This window comes from Lonepinella sp. BR2271 (assembly GCF_051851515.1).
Classification (GTDB): Bacteria; Pseudomonadota; Gammaproteobacteria; order Enterobacterales; family Pasteurellaceae; genus Lonepinella.
This window is the reverse complement of record NZ_JBPDVF010000001.1, coordinates 219,096-242,666: the sequence shown is the minus strand read 5'-3', so window position 1 is coordinate 242,666 and position 23,571 is coordinate 219,096. Positions and strand designations below refer to the sequence as shown.

Here is a 23,571-nt window from a genome sequence, read left to right as displayed (position 1 = left end):
GAAAATTATGAGTATTTGGAAACGTGAATTTACCCTTGATGATCTCAATCAAGCCTGTATCAACTGTGCTGTTCAACATTTAGGCATTGAATTTAGTGCTAAAGGCGAAGATTGGCTTGAAGCCCGTATGCCCGTCAATGAGAAAACCATGCAACCCGTCGGAATTTTACATGGCGGGATTTCCGCTGCACTGGCGGAAACCGTGGGATCGGCGGCAGGACATTGTTGCACGGAAAACCAACAAGCGGTGGTGGGGGCAGAAATCAATGCGAGCCATTTACGCCCTGTGTATAAAGGCGAAACTGTTACGGCACGGGCTACCGCAGTAAAAATTGGCCGCACCTTACAGATTTGGCAAATTGATATTCGCAATGAAGAACATAAACTCTGTTGTGTTTCTCGTTTAACCCTTTCGGTGATCCATAATGAATAAAAAAGTCGGTGTATTAATCGCCAATCTCGGCACGCCTGACGCCCCCACAGCGCAAGCGATCAAGCCCTATTTACGCCAGTTCTTAAGTGATCCTCGTGTAGTGGATTTACCCAAATGGCGTTGGTGGCCTATTTTAAATGGCCTCATTCTCCCGAAACGATCTAAGCGTGTTGCCAAAAACTATCAAGCCGTATGGACAGCGCAAGGTTCTCCCCTACTGGCTACTAGCTTACAACAAAAACAGGCGTTGCAAGATTATTTTACGGACAAAAATCAAAATATTATCGTTGAACTTGGCATGACTTACGGCAATCCAAGCATGCAAAGTGCGGTGCAAAAATTAACTGATTTAAAAGTGGAAAAGATCATTGTACTTCCACTCTATCCGCAATACAGCAGCACCACCACGGCCTCTGTATTGGACGCCTTTGCGCAAGCCCTAAAAAGCCAACGCCATATTGTGCCGTTTGAATTTATTCACTCTTATCATTTAGATGAACATTATATCAATGCGCTCGCCAACAGTATTCGAGCACAAATGCAAGAAGATGACTTTTTGCTGTTCTCTTATCATGGCATTCCCGTTCGCTATGAACAGCTAGGTGATTATTACCCTGAACATTGTCGCCAAACCACCTTGGCCGTGGTGGATAAATTGGGACTGGTGGAAACCCAATGGAACATGACGTTCCAATCTCGTTTTGGTAAAGAAGAATGGTTGCAGCCCTACACGGACGAATTTATGCAAACCGCAGCTAAAAAGGGCATTGAAAAACTGGCTGTTATTTGCCCCGGTTTTTCAGCAGATTGTTTAGAAACCTTAGAAGAAATTGACCAAGAAAACCGAGGCTATTTCTTGGAAAACGGGGGCAAACGCTATCAATATATTCCCGCCTTAAATGCGAGCAAGGCACATATTGAAATGATGGCAAATTTGGTTATCCGTCGTTTAGCGCATGATTAATGATGAGAAAGATATTGAAAATTTATTTAATGTGATGAATGTAATGGCAAATTTGATGCAGAATTTGGAAGAAAAAAAGGAACAGGCTAAAAAGCAACAGCAAGAAATTAAAACTGGTCAGCAGTTTAATTTGCAACAGTTGAATATGTTGAAAGGGTTTGAATTAGTTCAATATGTAATTCAGCATTTAACAGAGCCTAGTGAATGGAAGAAAGTTGATGTAGAAACACAAATTTTGTTATAGGCTCTATTATTGCTTTTTAATGTTAGAAAGATTGGTATGTGATATATTTGTCCATAGTTCTTAATGTTTTATGTTTTTCAGATGAACCTGTTTTAAATAAATTCTGATTTTCCTGATTTACATTAAATTTATTAAATAATGACATTATCATCTTATCTATTCCTATTAAGGTTGTAATGATATTATCATCATAAAATTTATGGTTTAGTATTTTTTCTAAGTAGTCTCCACGAATTTTAAGCACTTGCATAAATTGAGACTCTGTTAAATTATTTAATTTTGATTTTAACTCTCTATAAAAGCTATCAAAATCTTTTTCAAATTTTTTAAAACCCACTAATTCAGTAGGGTTTAAAGGTTTAATTAAATCTTTGTAGGTATAAGTTTTTCCCCTAAAAGTGCTTTTAATTTTTTTCATTTCTTGGGTGATTTCAGTATATTTATATAATCCTGAACCATCTGGAGTGCAATACATATTTTTACCTATTGCAAAATCTTGACAACCAGCAGAAAAAACATTTTGTGAAATTAAAAATAAAGAACCACAAATTAAACCTAATTTAATTTTATTTTTGAGCATATTAAACTCCTTTTTATTATATTTATTTTTTATTCTGATGTTACCGTAGATAAAAATAAATACAATAGTTTTTTAGAAAATAGTTGATGATTTTTAAATAGGTTTATATTTAAATAATCATCAAGGTTATCAACACATTGGTAAAATAGCGATAACCGTTCTTTTACAGAATACGGCGAGATTGGGTGTAGGTTCTGGCCCAATAATTTTCACTTAATGAACTTATGATGACCCCCTGACTGGTACTGGCGTGCATAAAGCGCCCATTTCCCATATAAACCCCCACATGACGATTTTTACGGAAGAACACTAAATCCCCTTTCTTTAATTCGTTCTTTTGAATTCGCTTGCCTAAATATTGCTGTTCAGAAGTTGAGCGTGGCAACGTCATACCAAAGGCTATGGCAAAGGTTTTTTGCATAAACGCAGAACAATCGATACCACGTGATCCCGTACCACCTAAACGATAGCGAGTACCCGCCCATTGGTTGTAAACGGATTCTAGATTTTTATATTGTGCGGGCGAATGAGATGAACTCGCCGACACATTCAAATTGGGTTTATTGGTTTTCAAGCCCGCAATTAAATGGGTCAATTCTGCGTCGTCTGATTGACTGACCGCCTTGGCCTGTGGCCTCGAACTCGTTGAGCAAGCCGTCAACATCAGCAAGCTGACTAACATTAATATCTTCTTTAACATGATTATTATCTATTTAAAATCAAAAACAGCTTGAATACTACCCGATTATATTCATAATAGCCAGACTTTATTCATGATTTATGCAAATTTTACGGTAAATTTCTCATTTTTATTCAATTTATGGCCTAAACAAAAAAGAAAAATCTAAAAAAAATCACCGCACTTTAAAAAAGTGCGGTGCCTATTTTATTATTTTTTAGCGCAAAACATTATTTTTTCTTGGCTTTTGCATTTGGTAAGTCAGTAATAGATCCCTCAAAGACTTCCGCCGCTAAACCAACAGATTCATGTAAAGTTGGGTGAGCATGAATGGTTAACGCAATGTCTTCCGCATCACAACCCATTTCAATGGCTAAACCGATTTCACCTAACAATTCACCGGCGTTGGTGCCGACAATGGCGCCCCCTAAAATACGGTGGCTGTCTTTATCGAAAATCAACTTGGTCATACCATCTGCACAGTCAGAGGCAATCGCACGACCAGACGCCGCCCATGGGAAGTTGGCCACTTCGTAGTTCAGATTTTCCGCTTTACATTCTTTTTCTGTTTTACCGACCCAAGCCACTTCTGGCTCAGTATAAGCAATAGATGGGATCACTTTCGGATCGAAGTAATGTTTTTTGCCTGCAATCACTTCGGCGGCCACATGACCTTCGTGAACACCTTTATGCGCTAACATTGGTTGACCCACGACGTCACCAATCGCATAAATATGTGGCACGTTAGTACGCATTTGTTTATCGGTGCGAATGAAACCACGTTCATCTACTTCAATACCTGCTTTTTCGGCCTCGATTAATTTACCGTTTGGCGTACGACCAATCGCCACTAACACCGCATCATACACACGAGTTTCATTGGCGCCTTTGCCCTCCATGGAAACGTGAATACCATCTGCTTTGGCTTCCACGGCCGTCACTTTGGTTTCAAGCAACAGGTTGAATTTTTTCTCAATGCGTTTGGTGTAGATTTTCACAATGTCTTTATCCGCAGCAGGGATCACTTGATCAAACATTTCCACCACATCAATTTGTGAACCTAACGAACTGTACACGGTCCCCATTTCTAAACCGATAATACCACCACCCATGACAAGCAAACGTTTTGGCACTTCACGTAATGCAAGGGCATCGGTGGAATCCCAAACACGTGGATCTTCATGTGGAATAAAGGGTAATTGAATTGGGCGTGAACCCACGGCAATAATCGCATTATCAAATTTGATTGTGGTTGGGTTACCCTCACGGTCTTTCGCCTCTAAAGTGTGGCTATCGACAAATCTCGCCCAACCCTCAACCACGTTCACTTTACGCATTTTGGCCATGCCCGCTAAACCGCCCGTTAAGCGGCTAACCACACCGTCTTTACCGGCACGGACTTGGTCTAAATCAATGGTCGGTTCGCCAAAAGAAACCCCATGATGTTCAACATGTTTGGCATCTTCGATCACTTTGGCTACGTGTAATAAGGCTTTAGATGGAATACAACCCACGTTCAAACAAACCCCACCTAAAGTGGAATAACGTTCAACAAGCACGGTTTCTAAACCTAAGTCCGCACAACGGAAAGCCGCTGAATAACCCGCAGGACCCGCACCTAATACGACGACTTGTGTTTTAATTTCTTTACTCATGTGTTCTCCTTGTATAAAAGTGCGGTGAAAAAATACCGCACTTTTGTATACCGTTAATTACATTGCCAAACGGCGTAAGTCTGCTAATACACCACCAATAAAGCTAATAAATCTTGCTCCATCGGCACCATCAATCACACGGTGATCGAAAGATAAGGATAAAGGTAACATCAAGCGTGGGGCAAATTCTTTACCATTCCACACTGGTGCCATTTCAGATTTAGATACCCCTAAAATCGCCACTTCAGGCGCATTGACAATCGGTGCAAAGTGAGTGGTACCCAAGCCACCGATACTGGAAATGGTGAAACAGCCACCTTGCATATCAGAGGCGGTTAATTTACCTGCACGGGCTTTTTTGGACACTTCCATCAATTCACGGGAAAGCTCGATAATGCCTTTTTTGTTCACATCTTTGAACACAGGCACCACTAAGCCGTTTGGTGTATCCACGGCCACACCGATATTGACATATTTTTTCAAGGTTAAGCGTTGGCCATCTTCAGAAATGGAGCTGTTAAAGCGAGGGAATGCCTCCAAGGCTTTGGCAGCGGCTTTCATGATGAACACCACAGGGGTGATCTTCACGTCAAGTTTTTGTTTTTCCGCTAATTTGTTTTGTTCTTTACGGAAATCTTCTAAATCCGTAATATCCGCACGGTCGAAGTGCGTCACATGTGGAATCATCACCCAGTTACGGTGTAAGTTCGCACCAGAAATCTTGTTGATACGTGTTAACTCAACTTCTTCCACTTCACCAAATTTGCTGAAATCTACTTTCGGCCATGGTAACAAGCCTAAACCGGCACCATTAGCGGCACCTGAATTTGCTGACGCACCACTTTCAAGGGCAGCAATCGCTGCTTTCACGTAGGCTTGTACATCCTCTTTTAAGATACGACCTTTACGCCCTGTACCTTTCACTTTATCAAGGTTCACGCCAAATTCACGGGCTAAACGACGAACCACTGGTGTTGCATGCGCAAAGGTGCTACTTGCTGTCACGCTATCTTGATTGACCGGTGCAAGAGATTGTGCAGGGGCGGCTGGCGCAGATTGTGGCGCACTTGGTGCTGGCGCTGCAGCTTGTGCAACCGGTGCAGGTGCGGCACCCGCCACTTCAAATTTCATAATTAATGAACCCGTCGAGACTTTATCGCCTGATTTCACTAAAATTTCTTTCACCACACCGGCAAATGGCGCAGGCACTTCCATTGAGGCTTTATCGCCCTCAACGGTAATTAAAGATTGTTCTTCGCTGATACTGTCGCCGACGTTGACCATAATTTCAGTCACGTTAACTTCATCAGAACCGATATCTGGGACATTAACCTCTTTCACGGCAGATTGTGTAGGAGCCGCCGCAGGCGCTTGTGCAACAGGTGCAGCCGCTGCAGGGGCAGAGCCAGTTTCAAATTTCATAATCAATTTACCGGTGGCCACTTTATCACCAACATTGATTAAGATTTCTTTCACCACGCCTGCGATTGGGGCTGGCACTTCCATAGAGGCCTTGTCACCCTCAACGTTAATGATAGATTGATCCACCTCGACTTTATCACCCACTTTAACCATGATTTCGGTCACGTTAACTTCGTCAGATCCAATATCTGGCACATTCACTTCAACCACTGCGGAGGCAGTTGGCGCTGCCGCAGGTGCGGTTTCGGCTTTTGGTGCTTCAGCAGCAGGTGCTGCACCGGCCGCCTCTAATTCGAGCATTGGGGTGCCTGTTGACACTTTGTCGCCCACTTTCACTAAAACCGCTTTTACGACACCGGCCTCAGGGGCAGGGACTTCCATTGAGGCTTTATCCCCCTCAACATTAATAATGGATTGATCCACTGCAATGGTATCGCCCACATTCACCATCACTTCCGTTACGGTGACTTCATCACTACCAATATCTGGCACTTGAATTTGTTTTGACATTTTTATCTTCCTTCTCTGTGCTTGCGGCTAACAGACAAAATAGCTGTTTTTTCACCGCACTTTAAAACCATTCTCATGAATTATTATAACGTGGAGAGAAAATCTCTCCCACGTTATGCAATGATTTTATTAAGCGTATAACGGATTAACACGTTCCGTTTTTAAACCGTATTTTTCAATGGCTTGTTCAACCACTTTCGCCTCAATGGTGCCTTCTTTCGCTAATTGAGATAATGCAGCCACAACCACATAATACTCATTCACTTCAAAGTGTTCACGTAAGTTTTCACGACCATCTGAACGACCGAAACCGTCTGTCCCTAACACATGATAATGTTTGCTTGGTACATAAGCACGGATTTGTTCCGCATAAAGTTTCATATAGTCGGTTGATGCGACTGTTGGTAAATCCGCTAAAACTTGTGCCACATAAGGTACACGTTGTGTTTCGGTTGGGTGTAATAAGTTCCAACGTACTGCGTCTGCTCCCTCACGGCCTAATTCATTGAATGATGGCGCACTGAATACATCGGCTGTCACACCGTAGTCATTAGCTAAGATTTGAGCCGCCGTACGCACATGACGCATAATGGCACCAGAACTTAATAATTGAACGTGGCCTTTGCCTTTACCTTGTACAGTTTCAAATTTATACAAGCCTTTACGAATACCTTCCTCTGCACCGGCTGGCATAGCAGGTTGTTCAGTCACTTCGTTTAAGGTGGTGATGTAATAGAACACGTTTTCTTGTTTTTCACCGTACATACGGTTGATACCGTCTTGGATAATGACGGCCACTTCAAAGGCAAAGGCTGGATCGTAAGTGATACAGTTTGGAATCACGCCCGCTTGAATATGGCTGTGACCATCTTCATGTTGTAAACCCTCACCGTTTAAGGTTGTACGGCCTGATGTACCGCCGATCATGAAACCACGAGCTAATTGGTCACCGGCTAACCACATCATATCGCCTACACGTTGGAAACCAAACATAGAGTAATACACGAAGAATGGAATCATCGGTAAGTTATTGACAGAGTAAGAGGTTGCTGCGGCGACCCAAGAGGCGGTGGCCCCTAATTCGTTGATACCCTCTTGCAATACTTGGCCATCTGTTGCCTCACGATAGTAAGCCACTAATTCACGGTCAGATGGAACATAGTTTTGACCTGCTGGGCTGTAAATACCGATTTGACGGAATAAACCTTCCATACCAAAAGTACGAGCTTCGTCCGCAATAATTGGGACGATAGTTTTACCGATATTTTTGTCTTTTAATAAGGTGTTTAATACACGGCTGAATGCCATCGTAGTAGAAATACCACGTGGCTGTTCTTCTAACAAGGCTTGGAATTCTGACAAGGCAGGTACTTTATATTCCACATCAAAGGCTTTACGACGTGCCGGCACATAACCATTTAAGGCTTTACGGTGGTTGTGCAGATATTCATATTCTTCTGAACCCTCTGCAAATTTGATGTATTCTAATTTTTCAACTTGCTCATCAGTTAATGGCAAATGGAAATGATCACGGAAACCTTTTAAGCTATCCAATGACATTTTTTTCGATTGGTGAGCGGTGTTTTTACTTTCCGCCTCAGGGATTTTATAACCTTTTACCATGTGTGATAAAATCACCACCGGTTTGTCGGCTTTTTGCGCTTTAGCAAAGGCTGCATACATTTTTTCACTGTCATGACCACCACGGCGTAATGCCCAAATTTCATCATCTGTCCAGTCAGCCACTAACGCTGCAGTTTCTGGATAACGACCGAAGAAGTGTTCACGCACATAAGCACCGTTTTTGGACTTGAATGTTAAGTAGTCACCATCAACCACTTCCATCATTAATTGCGCTAATTTACCAGAGGTATCTTTGGCAAATAATTTATCCCAACTGCTGCCCCATAATACTTTAATGACTTCCCAACCTGCACCGCTGAATAAGCCCTCTAATTCTTGAACGATTTTACCGTTACCATGTACTGGGCCATCTAAACGTTGTAAGTTACAGCTAATCACAAAAATTAAGTTATCTAATTTTTCACGTGCAGCAACCGTAATCGCCCCTTTAGATTCGATTTCGTCCATTTCACCGTCGCCTAAGAACGCATAGACTTTTTGGTTAGAGGTATCTTTTAGCTTACGGTTATGTAAATATTTTAAGAAACGGGCGCTATAAATCGCATTCACTGGGCCTAACCCCATGGATACGGTAGAAAATTGCCAGAATTCAGGCATTAATTTCGGGTGTGGGTAAGAAGATAATCCATCCACAAAGGCCTCTTGACGGAAATTATCTAATTGTTCTTCGGTTAAACGTCCCTCTACAAAGGCACGGGCATAAATACCAGGTGCTGCATGGCCTTGAGAGAAAATTAAATCGCCGCCGTCTTTTTCCGTTGCGGCTTTAAAGAAATGGTTATAACACACTTCATACATAGAGGCCGCAGATTGATAGGTAGAAATATGGCCACCTAAATCCAAATCTTTTTTCTGACTACGTAATACCATGGCAATCGCATTCCAACGCACCGCAGAACGAACTCGACGTTCAATATCTTTGTTACCTGGGTAAGGAGGTTGTTCTGAGGCAGGAATAGTATTTACATAAGCGGTGGTTGCACCGGCTGGGAGAGGAACGGCTTGGCTACGAGCATGTTTCATGATTTGCTCAACAATAAACTGAGCTCGTTCTGTGCCTTCTTCACGAATAATTGAATCAATCGCCAATAGCCAATCTTGAGTTTCGATTGGATCTACGTCATTCTTCACGATTTCTGACATAGTCTTTTCCTTATTTTGATGTTAATAAAATTATGTTTAGCCTGTTGCCAAACGACGGGTGGATAACTAAATTGCTACTCTCTTGATTAGTGAATGCGCTTTTCTCATCCATTTAAAAAATTTTTTAAATTTTATTAGATTTTTTTAATCAAGCATAGCGATATTTCACTAAATTTTAACATTATTTTTTTGAAATATCACGAAATAAGTAAAATTTTGACCGCACTTTAACCGTTCCTCCCGTTGAATCGCCCCTAAAAGAAAAATCACCGCAGAAAGTGCGGTGATTTTTTCAGGGTTATTTTGTTGCGTCAGTCAATAACTTTTCGTAATCCACAAGCGCACTAGACGTAATGTCGCTAATTCGTTGATTACTGGTTAAGGTCATGGCGACACGCATTTCTTTTTTGAAAATATCCAACATATTTTCCACCCCAGCACGGCCCGCCGCACCAAGGGCATAAACAAATGAACGACCAAGCATGGTGGCATCTGCCCCTAATGCGATCATACGTACGACATCTAATCCGTTACGAATGCCCGAATCGGCAAGGATTTTAATATCCCCTTTCACCGCATCCGCAATCGGTGGCAAGGCACGGGCTGAAGAAAGCACACCATCAAGTTGGCGTCCACCGTGGTTTGATACCACAATACCATCAGCACCAAAACGCACCGCATCTTTCGCATCTTCGGGATCCAAAATGCCTTTGATCACCATTGGGCCGTCCCAGAACTCACGGATCCACTCCAAATCTTTCCAAGAAATAGACGGATCGAAGTTTTGGGTTAACCAACCGATATAGTCATCAAGATTAATTGGTTTCCCCATATAGGTAGACACATTGCCTAAGGTGTGCGGTTTGCCTTTAATGCCCACATCCCACGCCCAGAATGGGTGAGTCATGCCTTGTAATACACGGCGAATTTCTTTATATGGGCCACTCATGCCTGAGTGCATATCACGATAACGAGCGCCAGGGGTTGGCATATCCACGGTAAACACCAAGGTAGAACAACCGGCGGCTTTCGCACGTTCCAAGGCATTTTTCATAAAGCCACGATCTTTCAACACATAAAGTTGGAACCACATTGGGCGTTTAATGGCCGGCGCCACTTCTTCAATCGGGCAAATCGACACGGTAGATAGCGTAAATGGAATGCCTTTATTATCCGCCGCTTGTGCCGCTTGCACTTCTCCACGACGAGCATTCATACCTAATGCACCGACAGGCGCTAATGCCACAGGCATCGATAATTTTTCGCCAAATAGCTCAATTTCCGTGTCTAATTGTGACATATCTTTTAATACACGTTGTCTTAACGCAATATCGGCTAAATCCGTCACATTGCGTTCTAAGGTACGTTCTGCATAAGAACCGCCATCCGCATAATGGAACATAAATGGCGGAACTTTGCGTCTGGCTGCTTCACGGTAGTCATTGGCTGATGAAATAATCATATTTTATACCTCTCTTATAAATTATTATTTTGTTAAATCGAATAGAACATTGGCACAATAAAGGTCGCTGCCAGTGCCGCAATGATGCCATAAATAAACATTGGGATCGCTGTTTTCTTCAAGATCTCACCCTCTTGGTTCGGTAAATTCACAATGGTGCTTACCGCAATAATGTTATTTACGCAGATCATATTCCCCATGGCACCGCCCACAGATTGCAAAGCCAAAATAAGCGAAACATTTAAGCCGGCTAATTCTGCGGTTGAAATTTGTACACCACCAAAGGTCAAGTTAGATACGGTATTTGAACCAGAGAAGAATGCGCCAATAGCCCCTAAGTAAGCAGAGAAATAGGTCCAAGATTCACCGGCAACATTGGCAAAACCTGTACCGATAATTTTCACCATTGAACTGTCACCACCCATGGTCATTAATTTCACCATCACCAAAGCACCAAACATGGCCCAGAATGGTCGAATACCTTGTTTAATACTGCGCATGGCAATTTGGTGTACGGATTTTACACTTAAACGATAAATGAAGAAAGTCAGTAATGATACCACACCAAACGGAATTAACGCCGGTACATAAAGTAAACGGTAGTTATCCGATACACCGGTTTCAAAAATATTACTTAATGAAAACACTAAACCTTTGGTAATCGCAAAATCACCTAAATAGCCCCATGACGCATTGATCCATGGTGTTTTATCTTGAATCATGGCGTTAAAAGGTAATTGCGGTAAACGAGTTAAAATTAACAACGTAATAAGCAATAAGGTTGGCGATAATGCTTTAAATACTTCACCTTTCGTCACGGCTGCTGCATACTCAGAAGCCTCCGTTTTCACTAAGCCAATGCCAAAATTAGCCACGGCAATGGAAATTAATAAACCGATTGCCCCACCCACCAATGAGGGGAATTCATAGTTAAATTGTGCCAGTAATACATAGGGAACCACACAAGAAAGAATACTGATGTAAACGAAAATAATGTTACGTTTAACGTCTTTCCACTCTACCACAAATAATAACGCAATCACAGGAATCACTAAAGCGGCTACGGCATGGATTAACGCTGTCATGCCACCGATTTCAAGAATTTGTTCAGCAGGCAAATTGAGTGGCGAAAGGCCAAACCACGTTGGCGTACCTACCGCACCAAAAGACACAGGAATGGAGTTCATGGCTAACGCTAAACAAGCCACACGGAACGGTTTAAACCCTAAACCAATTAAGATCGGCGCTGCAATAGCAGGCGGTGTACCCCAACCACTGGCGCCCTCAAGCATAAAAGCAAAGGCCCATGCAATAATCATTAATTGTGCCACTGGATTTGGATTGATGGTGGCTAACCATTTACGCAAGGTATTAATAGCACCAGAATCTTCCAAGGTTCTGTGGAATAAGATCGCACCGAAAATCACCGTAATCGGCACTAAGGTGGAAAGATAGCCCGATACTACATTGGCGTTAACCAACACTAAATCAGCATCAAAATAAAAAACCTTAATTAAATAAACCAATATTGCAATCATTGGCAACGCAATATAGGACGGAACAGGATTGCGTTTAACCATTAAATAAATGAGCAATGCAATAGGAAAAATACTTAAAAATAACGCCATAGAAACCTCTCTAAAAAACACGGCAAATAGGTCAGGTATTCTATAAGAATCTCAAAATAAAAACAGAAGAAAGTTACAAATTTGTGATCTACGTTACATTTTTACAACACAATCGCTTATTTTACATTCAATCTATCGCTATACATTGATTTTTACGGCGTTAAAAATAGAAAAGCTCGCCAATGACGAGCCTTTAAATAAATAATATCGTATTATTTTTTCAATACTAAAACCACCGATTCACCGGCAACCACATCACCCACTTTTTTACTAATATGGCTGATTTCATCCATATTAGAAATCACCACTGGGGTTAACACAGATTTTGCTCTTTGTTCTAATGAAGCAAGATCAAATTCAATCACCGTATCACCACGTTTAACGGTTTGACCCTCTTTAGCCACACGGGTAAAGCCCTCACCTTTTAATTCCACGGTATCAATACCAAAGTGAACGAATAATTCAACGCCCTCTTTAGATTCCATTGAAAACGCATGGTTGGTTTCAAAGATTTTACCAATCACACCATCAACGGGTGCTACAATTTTGTTACTGTTTGGGCGAATTGCAATACCGTCACCAACAATTTTCTCAGAGAAAACGACATCTGGTACATCTTCAATATTCACAATTTCACCTGAAAGTGGCGCATAGATTTCCACTTCAACAGCGTGACTTTCTTTTGCACCAAATAATTTATCAAAAAATCCCATTTTTTACTCTCCTGCTTGCTATATGAACAAAGATTTTGCGTATTTTAACCCAAAATCTTTGCTTTGTATCTAGTTAAATGCGTTTTCTTTTAAGAAATCGTCTACTAATTTCTCAATTTCCACCGCAGTTGGTTGTTGTAACGCTTGCTCTGCTAATGCTTTGGCATCTTGATAATTGACGTTACGAATAATTTTCTTAATGGCTGGCACAGAAATGGCACTCATACTGAATTCGTCTAAGCCCATACCTAACAATAAGACAGTCGCTCGCTCATCACCGGCTAATTCACCACACATGCCCGTCCATTTGCCTTCCGCATGAGAGGCGTCAATCACTTGTTTGATGAGGCCTAACACCGACGGTGCTAATGGATTGTATAAGTGAGAAATCATTTCATTACCACGGTCAACCGCTAAGGTATATTGGGTTAAGTCATTGGTACCAATACTAAAGAAATCCACTTCTTTGGCTAAGAATTTGGCATTCACCGCTGCTGATGGGGTTTCCACCATCACACCAATTTGAATATTTTCATCAAAGGCTTTGCCCTCGTTGCGTAATGCTTGTTTCAAGGTTTCAATAACAGATTTCAGCTCACGAATTTCTTCCACCGAAATAATCATTGGGAACATCACCGCTAATTTACCAAAGGCGGAGGCTCGTAACACGGCACGTAATTGTGCGGTTAAAATTTCACGACGATCTAACGCAATACGAATCGCACGCCAACCTAAGAATGGATTCATTTCTTTAGGTAAATTTAAATACGGTAATTCTTTATCACCACCAATGTCCATGGTACGCAATACCACAAGACGACCATTCATGGCTTCAACCACTTCTTTATAAGCGATAAATTGTTCTTCTTCGCTTGGTAACTGATCACGATCCATAAATAGGAACTCGGTACGGTATAAACCAACACCCTCTGCGCCATTACGATCCGCACCATCACAATCACGAATGGTTCCAATATTGGCCACCACATCCACACGATGACCGTCTAATGTCATGGCCGGTAAATCTTTTAATTTAGCCAGTTCGGCTTTTTCGGCGGCTAATTTTTCTTGTGCCGCTTTTAACGAGTCAATTTCAGCTTGCGTTGGATTAACTAATACTTGGTTATTCACCGCATCTAATACTAAAAAATCACCTGTATTAACTAATTCAGTGACATTATTTGTCCCGACAATCGCCGGTAATTCCAAAGAACGTGCCATAATGGACGTGTGCGAAGTACGACCACCAATATCCGTAATAAAACCTAACACTTTATCTAAATTTAATTGTGCTGTTTCAGATGGCGTTAAATCATAAGCGACCAAGATCACTTCTTCATTAATATCGCCTAAATCCACAATTTTCATGCCGAGAATATTTTTAATCAAACGATTACCAATATCACGGATATCGCCCGCACGTTCTTTCAAATATTCATCATCAATTTCAGACAACATGGTCACTTGCTGATCGATAATCTTGCTCGCTGCCACGGCGGCATTGACTTTATTTGAACGTAAATAATCAATGATTTCTTCTTCCAATTCCTCGTCTTCTAAGATCATCAAATGACCTTCAAAGATGGCGGCTTTATCTTCCCCTAAGGATTTAAATGCACGATCACGAATAGAACTAAGTTGTTCAACGGCGTCCGTGCGTCCTTGATAAAAACGAGCAATTTCTTCATCAATTTTATCATCTGTAATTTTGTGCATATCAAGCACAATTTTTTCTTCTTTAAGGACGAGTGCGTTACCGAAAACAATACCTGGAGAGGCTGGAATTCCTGAAATCATAATTTACCTTCTGACTAAAATGAAAGGGTAATAAAATAAAAGCCACAACATCCCACTTCTCTTAATGCAATAAATCCATGAAGAGAAGAAAATGTATATGGCTAAACTAAAATTATTCTAAAGTAGGGACTAATGCCACTAAATGATCCACAGCGGCTTGTGCATCTTCACCTTCCGCAGAAATGGTAATCACTGTACCTTGGGTTAAACCTAAAGTTTGTAATTTAAACAAACTTTTTGCGCTTGCACTTTTACCCGCAGAAGTCACCGTAATATCTGAACTAAATCCTTTCGCTTCTTTTACGAACTGAGCGGCTGGGCGAGTGTGTAAACCGCTTGCTGCGGTAATTTCAACGTCTTTTGAGTACATGATGTTTCCCTCTTTTTGATGATAATAAAAAAGAACACTATTTAACCCGATATATTAGGTTTCATAGTAAATTGTCTTATTCTAAGCGATTAATGCGATGGAATCACGCTAAAATTGATGAAAATCGAAAAATAACAGTGAGATAGTATAAATAACCGCCAAATGTTAACGAATTATTAATATTTAGCCCAAGTTTAATCGTTTCAGCCCTGCTTTTAAGTCTGAGATCAACTCATCCACGGACTCAAAACCAATATGCACACGAATCAACGTCCCGCTTAAAGTGCGGTCAATATTTGGGCGAATTTTGGCAATGTCTTCGGGTTGGTTATATAAAATTAAACTTTCAAAGCCGCCCCAAGAATAGGCCATGCTAAATAATTCAAAATGATCCATAAAATCAGAAAGTTGCTGTGGCGTTAATTTTTGTTTTAACTCAAAAGAAAACAAGCCAGATGAACCCACAAAATCACGAGCAAAAAATTCATGACCTAGGCAACTTGGCAAGGCGGGGTGATAAACCGCTTTTACTTCAGGTTGCTCCGCCAACCACATGGCGACTTTCACACTGCTTTCTTCATGCTGTTTAAAACGGACGACTAACGAACGAATGCCTCGAGCTGTCATATAAGCCGTATCAGCATCCACCATTTGCCCCATTAAATAGGAATGTTCACGCAACTGATCCCAACAACGCGCATTCGATACCGCTGTACCAATCATGGCATCCGAATGGCCAACCAAATATTTGGTGCCTGCTTGAATGGAAATATCAATGCCATGTTCAAGGGCTTTAAACAAAATACCACCGCCCCACGTATTATCCGCCATCATCACCACATCCGGATTCACCGCTCTCACCGCTTGCACAATCGCAGGTACATCCGGCACTTCCATGGTTAATGAGCTTGGGGTTTCAAGGAATACAACCGTCGTATTCGGACGCATAAAATCGGCAATTTTTGCACCGCACATGGGATCATAAAAGGTGGTTTCCACCCCTATTTTTTTCAACATTTGATGACAAAAATCTTGCGTAGGCTCATAGGCCGCGCCAGACATTAAAATATGATCACCGCTTTTTACGAAAGCTAAAATACTGTTAGTAATGGCTGCGGCGCCACAAGGATACAAATAACAGCCCGCCCCGCCCTCCATTTCACACATCAAATCTTGCAATGCAAAATGGGTAAGGGTGCCACGACGTCCGTAAAATAAGGCTTGTTTGGCTCGGTTAATCGTGGCTTGTTTTTTGTCGGCCAAACTGTCGAAAACCAAAGAAGACGCCCGTTGAATCACTGGATTAACTGCGCCTTGTGTAAATCGTTTAGTTCGCCCTGTATGCACTAAGGCGGTTGCTAATGAATGTTTTTTGCTCATGTTATTGTTTCCTTTTACTTACCCCCTCTCCCTCAGGGAGAGGGTTGGGATGAGGGTTTGGATAAGCGTTATTTAACCACAATTTTACCCTTACCCTAGCCCTCTCCCAAAGGGAGAGGGGACGATTTACTTGATTTATAACTCTGCCAACATGCCTAATACGATTTGTGAGGACATTTTTGCGGCCAAAGGTAAAAATTCGTCAAAAGACATACTGGCCTCACCGTCCCCCGCATCAGAAATGGCACGCACCACCACAAATGGCACGGCAAAACTATGACAGACTTGCGCAATAGCCGCCGCCTCCATTTCCACCGCACAAACCGCTGGAAAATCCGCTTTTATTTGCGCTAACACTGTGCCACCTGCAATAAAGCTATCGCCCGAACAAATCAAGCCACGTTGTACTGAATGGCCTTGTTGTTGTGAAATACGTTGTGCAATACGTTCTGCAAGTGCGGTCAATTTTTCATCAGAAATAAAACGAGGTGGACAAGCGGGCAACTGCCCTTTTACGTAGCCAAAGGCCGTCACATCTACATCATGATAAGCGGTTTCGCTGGAAAGAATAATATCCCCGACGTTTAGCCCTGTGGCCACGCCACCGGCCGATCCTGTGTTAATCACCACATCAGGTTTAGCCATTTGCAATAAAGCTGTTGTGCCAATCGCTGCCGCCACTTTACCAATGCCCGATTGGACTAACGCCACGGATTTGCCCGCAATTTTGCCCTCAAAAATCACCGCACTTGCGACCTTGGTTTCTGTTTTTTCGGTCATTAACCCTAACAGGATTTCCACTTCTTGTGCCATGGCACCAACAATACCTATCTTCATTTATTTCTCGTTTTGTTTGTTGTTCATTAATTTATTCACCAAATAATCAAGCACCGCAAAGGTGTAATCATCATTATAAAGTGTGCTAATGGTTAAAACATATTTGCCATCCAACACCACAAAAGGATAGGTGAATACGCCATATTTTTCCGTACGAGCAATCGCTGAATTGACTAACTTAATGGTTGGATTCGCATAAAAAATCTCGTCAAATTGCTGAGGATCAATATTATTTTGTTGTAACCAAGCTAACAAATTATCCCATTTCGCCAATTCGGTATAACGTGTTGCGTCCGTGGTTTCAAATAATAAGAGATCGGACACATCATCACGTTTTAATTGATGTAAACTATAAAAAACTTGGGCGCTATAAAGGACATCATCTGTCGCAATCGGATATTCTTCATAATTCACCTTATCCGCATTCAGCTCTTTATAGAGGGTAAGAATATCTTGCACATTCACACAAGTTCGACAATCATAAGCAAAAAAAGATTGAATTCTCACACGATCTTTTTCTAACTGAACATTCACTGGCGTACTATAAGAAAAATAATCCTTGCCGTCTTGAAAAGGTTCCGCATTGTTATCGGCTTGCTCAACGGCCATCTCCGTCGCCTGATCTTCACTATGGGACGCCAATGGCACGGGGTTTTCTTCCGCCCACGCCGTCGCATTCCAACATAATAAAAATAACAAAGCAATATATTTCATAATGTTACACTAACATGACCGGTTCAATATAATCCACTAATAATTGAATATCCCGATTGCCTCGGAATTCATTAATATCCAATTTATAGACTAATTTTGCGCATTTAATCGACTGATCAGGATAATAACGAGTATCCACATTAAAAGCAATGGCATCAATCAGTTGTCCGCCCTGTTTCGGTTCTAATAACATTTTTAAATGACGTTCACCCACTAAGCGCTGTTGTAAAATCTTAAATTCGCCATCAAACACCGGCTCCGGAAAGGCTTGTCCCCAAGGGCCGGCTTGTTTGAGGGTTTCGGCCGTTTGCAGATTGAACAAAGAGGAGGGCAATTCGCCATCCGTCCACAAGGTACCTTGTAATTCTTCATCACCTAACCATTCGGTGACCACCTCATTAAAACTGCGTTGAAATTGCTCAAATAATTCTGCTCGAATACTTAACCCCGCCGCCATGGCATGACCGCCAAATTTTAAAATCATCTCTGGGTGGCGTTGATGAACCCGTTCTAATAAATCACGCATATGCAAGCCCTCCACCGAACGGGCGGAACCTTTTAACACGTCATCACCATCTTGTGCAAAGGCAATAATGGGGCGATGAAATTGATCTTTAATACGTGAGGCCACAATGCCTAACACGCCTTGGTGCCAATCCGATTGATACAGTGCCACGCCCAAAGGCAGTTGTTTTTCACGGTTAAGTGCGGTTAATTTTCGGCAAATTTCTAACGCCTCTAATTTCATGCCTTGCTCGATTTCTTTGCGGGTTTGGTTTAATTCATCCAATTCCAACGCCAAGGATCTCGCCTGTTCCATGTTGTCACTTAACAGCAATTCCACCCCAATGGACATATTATCCAATCGCCCTGCCGCATTTAAACGAGGCGCAATGGAAAAACCTAAATCACTGGCGGTGAGTTGATGAATATTTTTATTCGCCACTTCCGCTAAAGCACGAATGCCATAACAGCAATGTTCAGCCCGAATTCGCAACAAGCCTTGATAAGCCAAAATGCGGTTATTTTGATCTAACGGCACCACGTCCGCAATGGTGCCTAAAGCGACTAAATCCAATAATTCAGTGAAATTCGGTTGGGTTTTACTGTCAAATACGCCCATTTCACGTAATTTGGCACGCAACGCCAACATCACATAAAAGGTCACGCCCACACCCGCTAATGACTTAGAGGGAAAATCACAGCCCACTAAATTTGGGTTAACAATGGCATCAGCACAAGGCAGTTGTTCCGCCGGCAAATGGTGATCGGTAATCACCACGCTCACGCCACGTTGTTTTAAATAGGCCACGCCCTCTAAAGAGGCCACGCCATTATCCACCGTGATCAACACCTCCACACCTTGTTGGCATGCCATGTCCGCCACCGCCACGCTTAAGCCGTAGCCTTGTTCAAAACGATCGGGGATTAAATAGTTGACATCCGTAAAACCCAGTTGACGCAACGCCAATACCGCTAAGGCCGTACTGGTCGCCCCGTCCGCATCAAAATCCCCCACAATCACGATTTTTTTATCACGAGAATCTGCCAATAATTGCACCGCAGTTTGCATGCCTGATAGTAAATGTGGCGACAACATTGATTGCAACGTGCGATCTAATTGTTGTGCGTTTTGAATATGACGGGAGCGATATAAACGATCTAATAAGGGATTATCACAAACAGGCGAACCTGTTGGTACAGTTCTTCTTTGAATGATTTTATTCACGGGAATATTGTTATTATTAATTAATCATTGTAGGGTGCATTCATGCGCTGCACCCTAGGTTATGGCTTATTTAGTTAATTCAGCTAACAATGCTTTCGGTTCTAAATAACCACCGATCACTTCACCATTTTCAGTGACAATCGCCGGTGTACCTTGTACGCCCAATGCCACGCCCAATTTATAATGTTTAGCCACCATATTCGGTGTTTTCAACTGCGTTGGCAACTTGCCTTGTTCCGCATCATTTAATGCTTGAACCCGATCTTTGGCGGTGAAAATCGCCTCCATTTGTTGTGCCACTTGATCGTTTGACGCCACACCACGACGGGGGAACGCCAAATAACGAATGGTAATGCCTAACTCATTGTAAGCCTTAATTTGTTCATGGAGTTTATGGCAATAATAACAACTAATATCCATAAATACCGTCACCACGTGTTTTTCATTTTTGGCGGGGTAAATGATCATATCTTGTTTATAACTTTCTAAAGTACCCATTAAGGCTTTGGCTGACACGTCTACGGGGCCTTTATCGGTGAGTTCATACAATTTACCATGTAACACATAATTGGCATCTTCACTCACGTATAAAATACCTTCTTCCGTATTCACGATTTTTAGACCTGAAATCGGCGAATCTTTAACTTCAACTTGTTGCACGCCCATTTTGTTCAACTTGGCAATAATTGCGTTATTATCGGCTGCTGCATATACTGCGACAGATGAGAGCAAAACGGCGGTGAAAATTTTGTACATTTTTGACTTTCCATGGTTATCATTAAAATTCGTCGCCTAGTTTATCACAACTTTCTATTGAATTTAACTATTTAACCGATAACAGACTGTTTCAACTACTACACAATCGCCCCTAAATAGGCTATAATTCAGGGTTTACGATATGAAAGAAATCCTATTATGTTTGAAATTAACCCAGTAAAAAACAAAATCGCCGATCTCGCCGAACGCACTCAGGTGCTGAGGGGGTATCTTTGACTTTGATGTTAAAGTCGAACGGCTAGAAGAAGTCAATGCCGAATTGGAACAGCCTGAAGTCTGGAATGAACCTGAAAAAGCCCAAGCCTTAGGCAAAGAACGTTCTGCCCTTGAATTAGTCGTAAACACGATAAAAAAACTTGATCAAGGTTTGGAAGATGTTGACGGATTGTTAGAATTAGCTATTGAGGGCGAAGATGAACAAACCTTTAACGAGGCCGTTGCAGAACTTGATGAATTAGAACAGCAGTTAGCCAAATTAGAATTTCAACGTATGTTCAGCGGTCAACACGACAGTTGCGATTGTTATGTAGATTTACAAGCAGGTTCAGGCGGGACAGAAGCACAAGACTGGACAGAAATGTTATTACGTATGTATTTACGTTGGGCCGAATCGAAAGGCTTTAAGACCGAATTAATGGAAGTGTCTGATGGTGATGTGGCAGGGCTAAAATCAGCCACGATTAAGGTGTCTGGCGAATATGCTTTCGGCTGGTTACGTACAGAAACTGGCATTCACCGTTTAGTGCGCAAAAGCCCGTTTGATAGTAATAATCGCCGTCATACCTCTTTTGCGGCGGCGTTTATCTACCCTGAAATTGATGATGATATTGATATTGACATCAATCTAGCGGATTTACGCATTGATGTGTATCGTGCCTCGGGAGCAGGTGGTCAGCACGTGAATAAAACCGAAAGTGCGGTGCGAATTACCCATATTCCAAGCGGTATTGTGGTGCAATGTCAAAACGACCGTTCGCAACACAAAAACAAAGATCAATGTATGAAACAGCTCAAAGCCAAGCTGTATGAAATGGAAATGATGAAGAAAAATGCTGATAAACAAGCCTTGGAAGAAAGCAAATCCGACATTGGCTGGGGCAGTCAGATTCGTTCCTATGTATTAGATGATAGTCGGATTAAAGATTTACGCACTGGCGTGGAAAATCGCAATACCCAAGCGGTGCTTGACGGCGATTTAGATCGTTTTATTGAAGCAAGCCTAAAGGCGGGATTGTAATCTATTTTATAAAAATTGTAGGGGCGTATTGCATACGCCCAAAAAACATAATCAATATTTAAAAGGTAACCAATATGTCAGAACAACAAACAACAGAACTGGATTTTCATGGTGAAATGGCCGTCCGCCGTGAAAAATTAAAAGCATTACGAGCAAAAGGCAATGCGTTCCCTAACACATTCCGCCGTAATGCGTTAGCAGAAGAGCTACACAATTGGCACGACTACAAAGATGGCGAAATTTTAAAAATTCAGGATATTGAAGTAGCTGTGGCAGGCCGTATCATGACTCGCCGAGCCATGGGCAAAGCGACATTCATTACGCTCCAAGATATGAGTGGCAAAATTCAGCTTTATATCTCACGTGATAATTTACCTGAGGGCGTTTACAAAGAGGACGTAGGACAGTGGGATTTAGGCGATATCGTTGGTGTCAAAGGCACATTGTTTAAAACCAAAACCAATGAACTCACGGTTAAAGCTAAAGAAGTACATTTATTAACCAAGGCATTACGCCCATTACCGGATAAATTCCACGGTTTAAACGATCAAGAAATCCGCTATCGTCAACGTTATTTAGATTTAATTGCGAACGAAGATTCTCGCCGCACGTTTATTATTCGTTCTAAAGTCATTTCAGGCATGCGTGAATTTTTCCTGAGTAAAGGCTTTATTGAAGTGGAAACCCCCATGTTGCAGGTGATTCCTGGTGGTGCGGCAGCACGTCCATTTGTCACCCATCACAATGCCTTAGACATTGATATGTACTTACGTATTGCCCCTGAGCTTTATTTAAAACGCTTAGTCGTGGGCGGTTTTGAACGAGTATTCGAATTAAACCGTAACTTCCGTAATGAGGGCGTTTCCGTACGCCATAATCCTGAATTTACCATGATAGAATATTATCAAGCATACGCAGACTATCACGATTTAATGGATAACACCGAAGAATTGCTACGCAAATTAGCCCTTGATATTCTGGGTACCACGATTGTGCCTTACGGCGAATACGAATTTGATTTCGGCAAGCCATTTGAGCGTATTACCATGCACGATGCAGTGCTTAAATACGGTGCAGATAAAGGCATTGTAAAAGACGATCTTTATGATTTCGATCGTGCTAAAGCTGTTGCCAAAAAACTAGGTATTGAAGTACAAAAATCTTGGGGCTTAGGTTCTATCGTTAATGCGATTTTTGAAGAAGTGGCAGAACATCACTTAATTCAGCCAACATTCTTAATGGCTCACCCAGCGGAAATCTCACCATTGGCACGCCGTAATGATGACAATCCTGAAGTGACCGATCGTTTTGAACTCTTTATTGGTGGTCGTGAAATTGGTAATGGCTTCTCCGAACTTAACGATGCGGAAGATCAAGCGGAACGCTTTGATGCGCAAGTTGCAGCGAAAGATGCAGGTGATGATGAAGCGATGTTTAAAGATGATGACTTCGTGGTTGCCCTTGAACACGGTTTACCACCAACAGCAGGTGAGGGATTAGGCATTGACCGTTTGGCGATGTTATTTGCTAACGCTGCGTCAATTCGTGATGTGATTTTGTTCCCAGCGATGAAGAACAAAGCATAAAAACCAAAAAACCTAGAAAATTCACCGCACTTTGATACCGTTGTATTCAAAGTGCGTTTTTTCATTT

20 protein-coding genes are annotated in these 23,571 nt (G+C 41.9%); 5 read left to right on the top strand and 15 right to left on the bottom strand.

Going from position 1 to position 23,571, the window contains the following annotated elements; translation table 11 throughout:
- Positions 1-7: 7 nt before the first annotated feature.
- The 3 genes from ACTG7X_RS01165 to ACTG7X_RS01155 are packed head-to-tail and all read left to right on the top strand — an operon-like array spanning position 8 to position 1,641.
- Positions 8-433, top strand: a complete 426-nt coding sequence (locus tag ACTG7X_RS01165; RefSeq protein ID WP_439242010.1) for a hotdog fold thioesterase — start codon at positions 8-10, stop codon at positions 431-433.
- Positions 426-1,397 carry a ferrochelatase gene (gene hemH, locus ACTG7X_RS01160; RefSeq protein ID WP_439256722.1) on the top strand — a complete coding sequence of 324 codons (972 nt, stop codon included), beginning with the start codon at positions 426-428 and terminating at the stop codon, positions 1,395-1,397. The genes ACTG7X_RS01165 and hemH overlap by 8 nt, the downstream gene beginning before the upstream one ends.
- Positions 1,398-1,440: 43 nt before the next feature.
- A complete protein-coding gene (locus ACTG7X_RS01155; protein WP_439256721.1) occupies positions 1,441-1,641 on the top strand; it encodes a hypothetical protein in 201 nt (66 codons plus the stop codon).
- Between the two features lie 22 nt (positions 1,642-1,663).
- On the opposite strand, the gene ACTG7X_RS01150 is transcribed toward ACTG7X_RS01155, so the two are convergent.
- From ACTG7X_RS01150 to dsbC, 15 genes are all read right to left on the bottom strand, one after another.
- Positions 1,664-2,221 carry a hypothetical protein gene (locus ACTG7X_RS01150; RefSeq protein WP_439256720.1) on the bottom strand — a complete coding sequence of 186 codons (558 nt, stop codon included), beginning with the start codon at positions 2,219-2,221 and terminating at the stop codon, positions 1,664-1,666.
- A 163-nt stretch (positions 2,222-2,384) separates the two neighbouring features.
- A complete protein-coding gene (locus ACTG7X_RS01145; protein WP_439256719.1) occupies positions 2,385-2,921 on the bottom strand; it encodes an NlpC/P60 family protein in 537 nt (178 codons plus the stop codon).
- Positions 2,922-3,130: 209 nt separating this feature from the next.
- Complete coding sequence (lpdA, locus tag ACTG7X_RS01140) at positions 3,131-4,555, bottom strand: dihydrolipoyl dehydrogenase (protein ID WP_439242020.1); 1,425 nt, start codon at positions 4,553-4,555, stop codon at positions 3,131-3,133.
- A gap of 57 nt (positions 4,556-4,612) precedes the next feature.
- Positions 4,613-6,487, bottom strand: coding sequence for a pyruvate dehydrogenase complex dihydrolipoyllysine-residue acetyltransferase (aceF, locus tag ACTG7X_RS01135; RefSeq protein WP_439256718.1), 1,875 nt, complete (start codon positions 6,485-6,487; stop codon positions 4,613-4,615).
- 129 nt (positions 6,488-6,616) lie between these two features.
- Complete coding sequence (aceE, locus tag ACTG7X_RS01130; protein WP_439256717.1) at positions 6,617-9,274, bottom strand: pyruvate dehydrogenase (acetyl-transferring), homodimeric type; 2,658 nt, start codon at positions 9,272-9,274, stop codon at positions 6,617-6,619.
- Positions 9,275-9,572: 298 nt separating this feature from the next.
- The gene (gene lldD, locus ACTG7X_RS01125; RefSeq protein ID WP_439256716.1) at positions 9,573-10,736 is read right to left on the bottom strand and encodes an FMN-dependent L-lactate dehydrogenase LldD; all 1,164 of its coding nucleotides are present in this window, start codon (positions 10,734-10,736) and stop codon (positions 9,573-9,575) included.
- Positions 10,737-10,768: 32 nt separating this feature from the next.
- Positions 10,769-12,364: an L-lactate permease gene (locus ACTG7X_RS01120; protein ID WP_439242028.1), complete on the bottom strand. Its 1,596-nt coding sequence runs from the start codon at positions 12,362-12,364 to the stop codon at positions 10,769-10,771.
- Between the two features lie 212 nt (positions 12,365-12,576).
- Positions 12,577-13,077, bottom strand: a complete 501-nt coding sequence (crr, locus tag ACTG7X_RS01115) for a PTS glucose transporter subunit IIA (protein WP_439242030.1) — start codon at positions 13,075-13,077, stop codon at positions 12,577-12,579.
- A 69-nt stretch (positions 13,078-13,146) separates the two neighbouring features.
- Complete coding sequence (gene ptsI / locus ACTG7X_RS01110) at positions 13,147-14,874, bottom strand: phosphoenolpyruvate-protein phosphotransferase PtsI (protein ID WP_439242032.1); 1,728 nt, start codon at positions 14,872-14,874, stop codon at positions 13,147-13,149.
- 112 nt (positions 14,875-14,986) lie between these two features.
- A complete protein-coding gene (gene ptsH, locus ACTG7X_RS01105) occupies positions 14,987-15,244 on the bottom strand; it encodes a phosphocarrier protein Hpr (protein WP_439256715.1) in 258 nt (85 codons plus the stop codon).
- 183 nt (positions 15,245-15,427) lie between these two features.
- A complete protein-coding gene (metC, locus tag ACTG7X_RS01100) occupies positions 15,428-16,624 on the bottom strand; it encodes a cystathionine beta-lyase (protein WP_439256714.1) in 1,197 nt (398 codons plus the stop codon).
- 135 nt (positions 16,625-16,759) lie between these two features.
- Positions 16,760-17,461 carry a 5'-methylthioadenosine/adenosylhomocysteine nucleosidase gene (locus ACTG7X_RS01095; protein WP_439256713.1) on the bottom strand — a complete coding sequence of 234 codons (702 nt, stop codon included), beginning with the start codon at positions 17,459-17,461 and terminating at the stop codon, positions 16,760-16,762.
- A complete protein-coding gene (locus tag ACTG7X_RS01090; protein ID WP_439256712.1) occupies positions 17,462-18,175 on the bottom strand; it encodes a thiol:disulfide interchange protein DsbA/DsbL in 714 nt (237 codons plus the stop codon).
- A gap of 4 nt (positions 18,176-18,179) precedes the next feature.
- Entirely contained in the window at positions 18,180-19,904 is a 1,725-nt protein-coding gene (gene recJ / locus ACTG7X_RS01085; RefSeq protein WP_439256711.1) for a single-stranded-DNA-specific exonuclease RecJ, read from the bottom strand.
- A 66-nt stretch (positions 19,905-19,970) separates the two neighbouring features.
- Positions 19,971-20,660: a bifunctional protein-disulfide isomerase/oxidoreductase DsbC gene (gene dsbC / locus ACTG7X_RS01080; RefSeq protein WP_439256710.1), complete on the bottom strand. Its 690-nt coding sequence runs from the start codon at positions 20,658-20,660 to the stop codon at positions 19,971-19,973.
- A gap of 159 nt (positions 20,661-20,819) precedes the next feature.
- Between dsbC and prfB the strand changes: the two genes are divergently transcribed.
- A protein-coding gene (prfB, locus tag ACTG7X_RS01075) for a peptide chain release factor 2 (protein WP_439256709.1) occupies positions 20,820-21,918 on the top strand; the annotation gives its coding sequence in 2 pieces (ribosomal slippage) (positions 20,820-20,894 and positions 20,896-21,918; 1,098 coding nt in all).
- Positions 21,919-21,992: 74 nt separating this feature from the next.
- Positions 21,993-23,504 (top strand): lysine--tRNA ligase, encoded by a 1,512-nt coding sequence (gene lysS, locus ACTG7X_RS01070; RefSeq protein WP_439256708.1) that lies wholly within the window; start codon positions 21,993-21,995, stop codon positions 23,502-23,504.
- Positions 23,505-23,571 lie beyond the last annotated feature (67 nt).

Bases quoted from the DNA above. Each gene is read 5' to 3' on its own strand.
- ACTG7X_RS01165 (WP_439242010.1), top strand. From the start codon at position 8: ATGAGTATTTGGAAACGTGAATTTACCCTTGATGATCTCAATCAAGCC.
- hemH (WP_439256722.1), top strand. From the start codon at position 426: ATGAATAAAAAAGTCGGTGTATTAATCGCCAATCTCGGCACGCCTGAC.
- ACTG7X_RS01155 (WP_439256721.1), top strand. From the start codon at position 1,441: ATGGCAAATTTGATGCAGAATTTGGAAGAAAAAAAGGAACAGGCTAAA.
- ACTG7X_RS01150 (WP_439256720.1), bottom strand. From the start codon at position 2,221: ATGCTCAAAAATAAAATTAAATTAGGTTTAATTTGTGGTTCTTTATTT.
- ACTG7X_RS01145 (WP_439256719.1), bottom strand. From the start codon at position 2,921: ATGTTAAAGAAGATATTAATGTTAGTCAGCTTGCTGATGTTGACGGCT.
- lpdA (WP_439242020.1), bottom strand. From the start codon at position 4,555: ATGAGTAAAGAAATTAAAACACAAGTCGTCGTATTAGGTGCGGGTCCT.
- aceF (WP_439256718.1), bottom strand. From the start codon at position 6,487: ATGTCAAAACAAATTCAAGTGCCAGATATTGGTAGTGATGAAGTCACC.
- aceE (WP_439256717.1), bottom strand. From the start codon at position 9,274: ATGTCAGAAATCGTGAAGAATGACGTAGATCCAATCGAAACTCAAGAT.
- lldD (WP_439256716.1), bottom strand. From the start codon at position 10,736: ATGATTATTTCATCAGCCAATGACTACCGTGAAGCAGCCAGACGCAAA.
- ACTG7X_RS01120 (WP_439242028.1), bottom strand. From the start codon at position 12,364: ATGGCGTTATTTTTAAGTATTTTTCCTATTGCATTGCTCATTTATTTA.
- crr (WP_439242030.1), bottom strand. From the start codon at position 13,077: ATGGGATTTTTTGATAAATTATTTGGTGCAAAAGAAAGTCACGCTGTT.
- ptsI (WP_439242032.1), bottom strand. From the start codon at position 14,874: ATGATTTCAGGAATTCCAGCCTCTCCAGGTATTGTTTTCGGTAACGCA.
- ptsH (WP_439256715.1), bottom strand. From the start codon at position 15,244: ATGTACTCAAAAGACGTTGAAATTACCGCAGCAAGCGGTTTACACACT.
- metC (WP_439256714.1), bottom strand. From the start codon at position 16,624: ATGAGCAAAAAACATTCATTAGCAACCGCCTTAGTGCATACAGGGCGA.
- ACTG7X_RS01095 (WP_439256713.1), bottom strand. From the start codon at position 17,461: ATGAAGATAGGTATTGTTGGTGCCATGGCACAAGAAGTGGAAATCCTG.
- ACTG7X_RS01090 (WP_439256712.1), bottom strand. From the start codon at position 18,175: ATGAAATATATTGCTTTGTTATTTTTATTATGTTGGAATGCGACGGCG.
- dsbC (WP_439256710.1), bottom strand. From the start codon at position 20,660: ATGTACAAAATTTTCACCGCCGTTTTGCTCTCATCTGTCGCAGTATAT.
- lysS (WP_439256708.1), top strand. From the start codon at position 21,993: ATGTCAGAACAACAAACAACAGAACTGGATTTTCATGGTGAAATGGCC.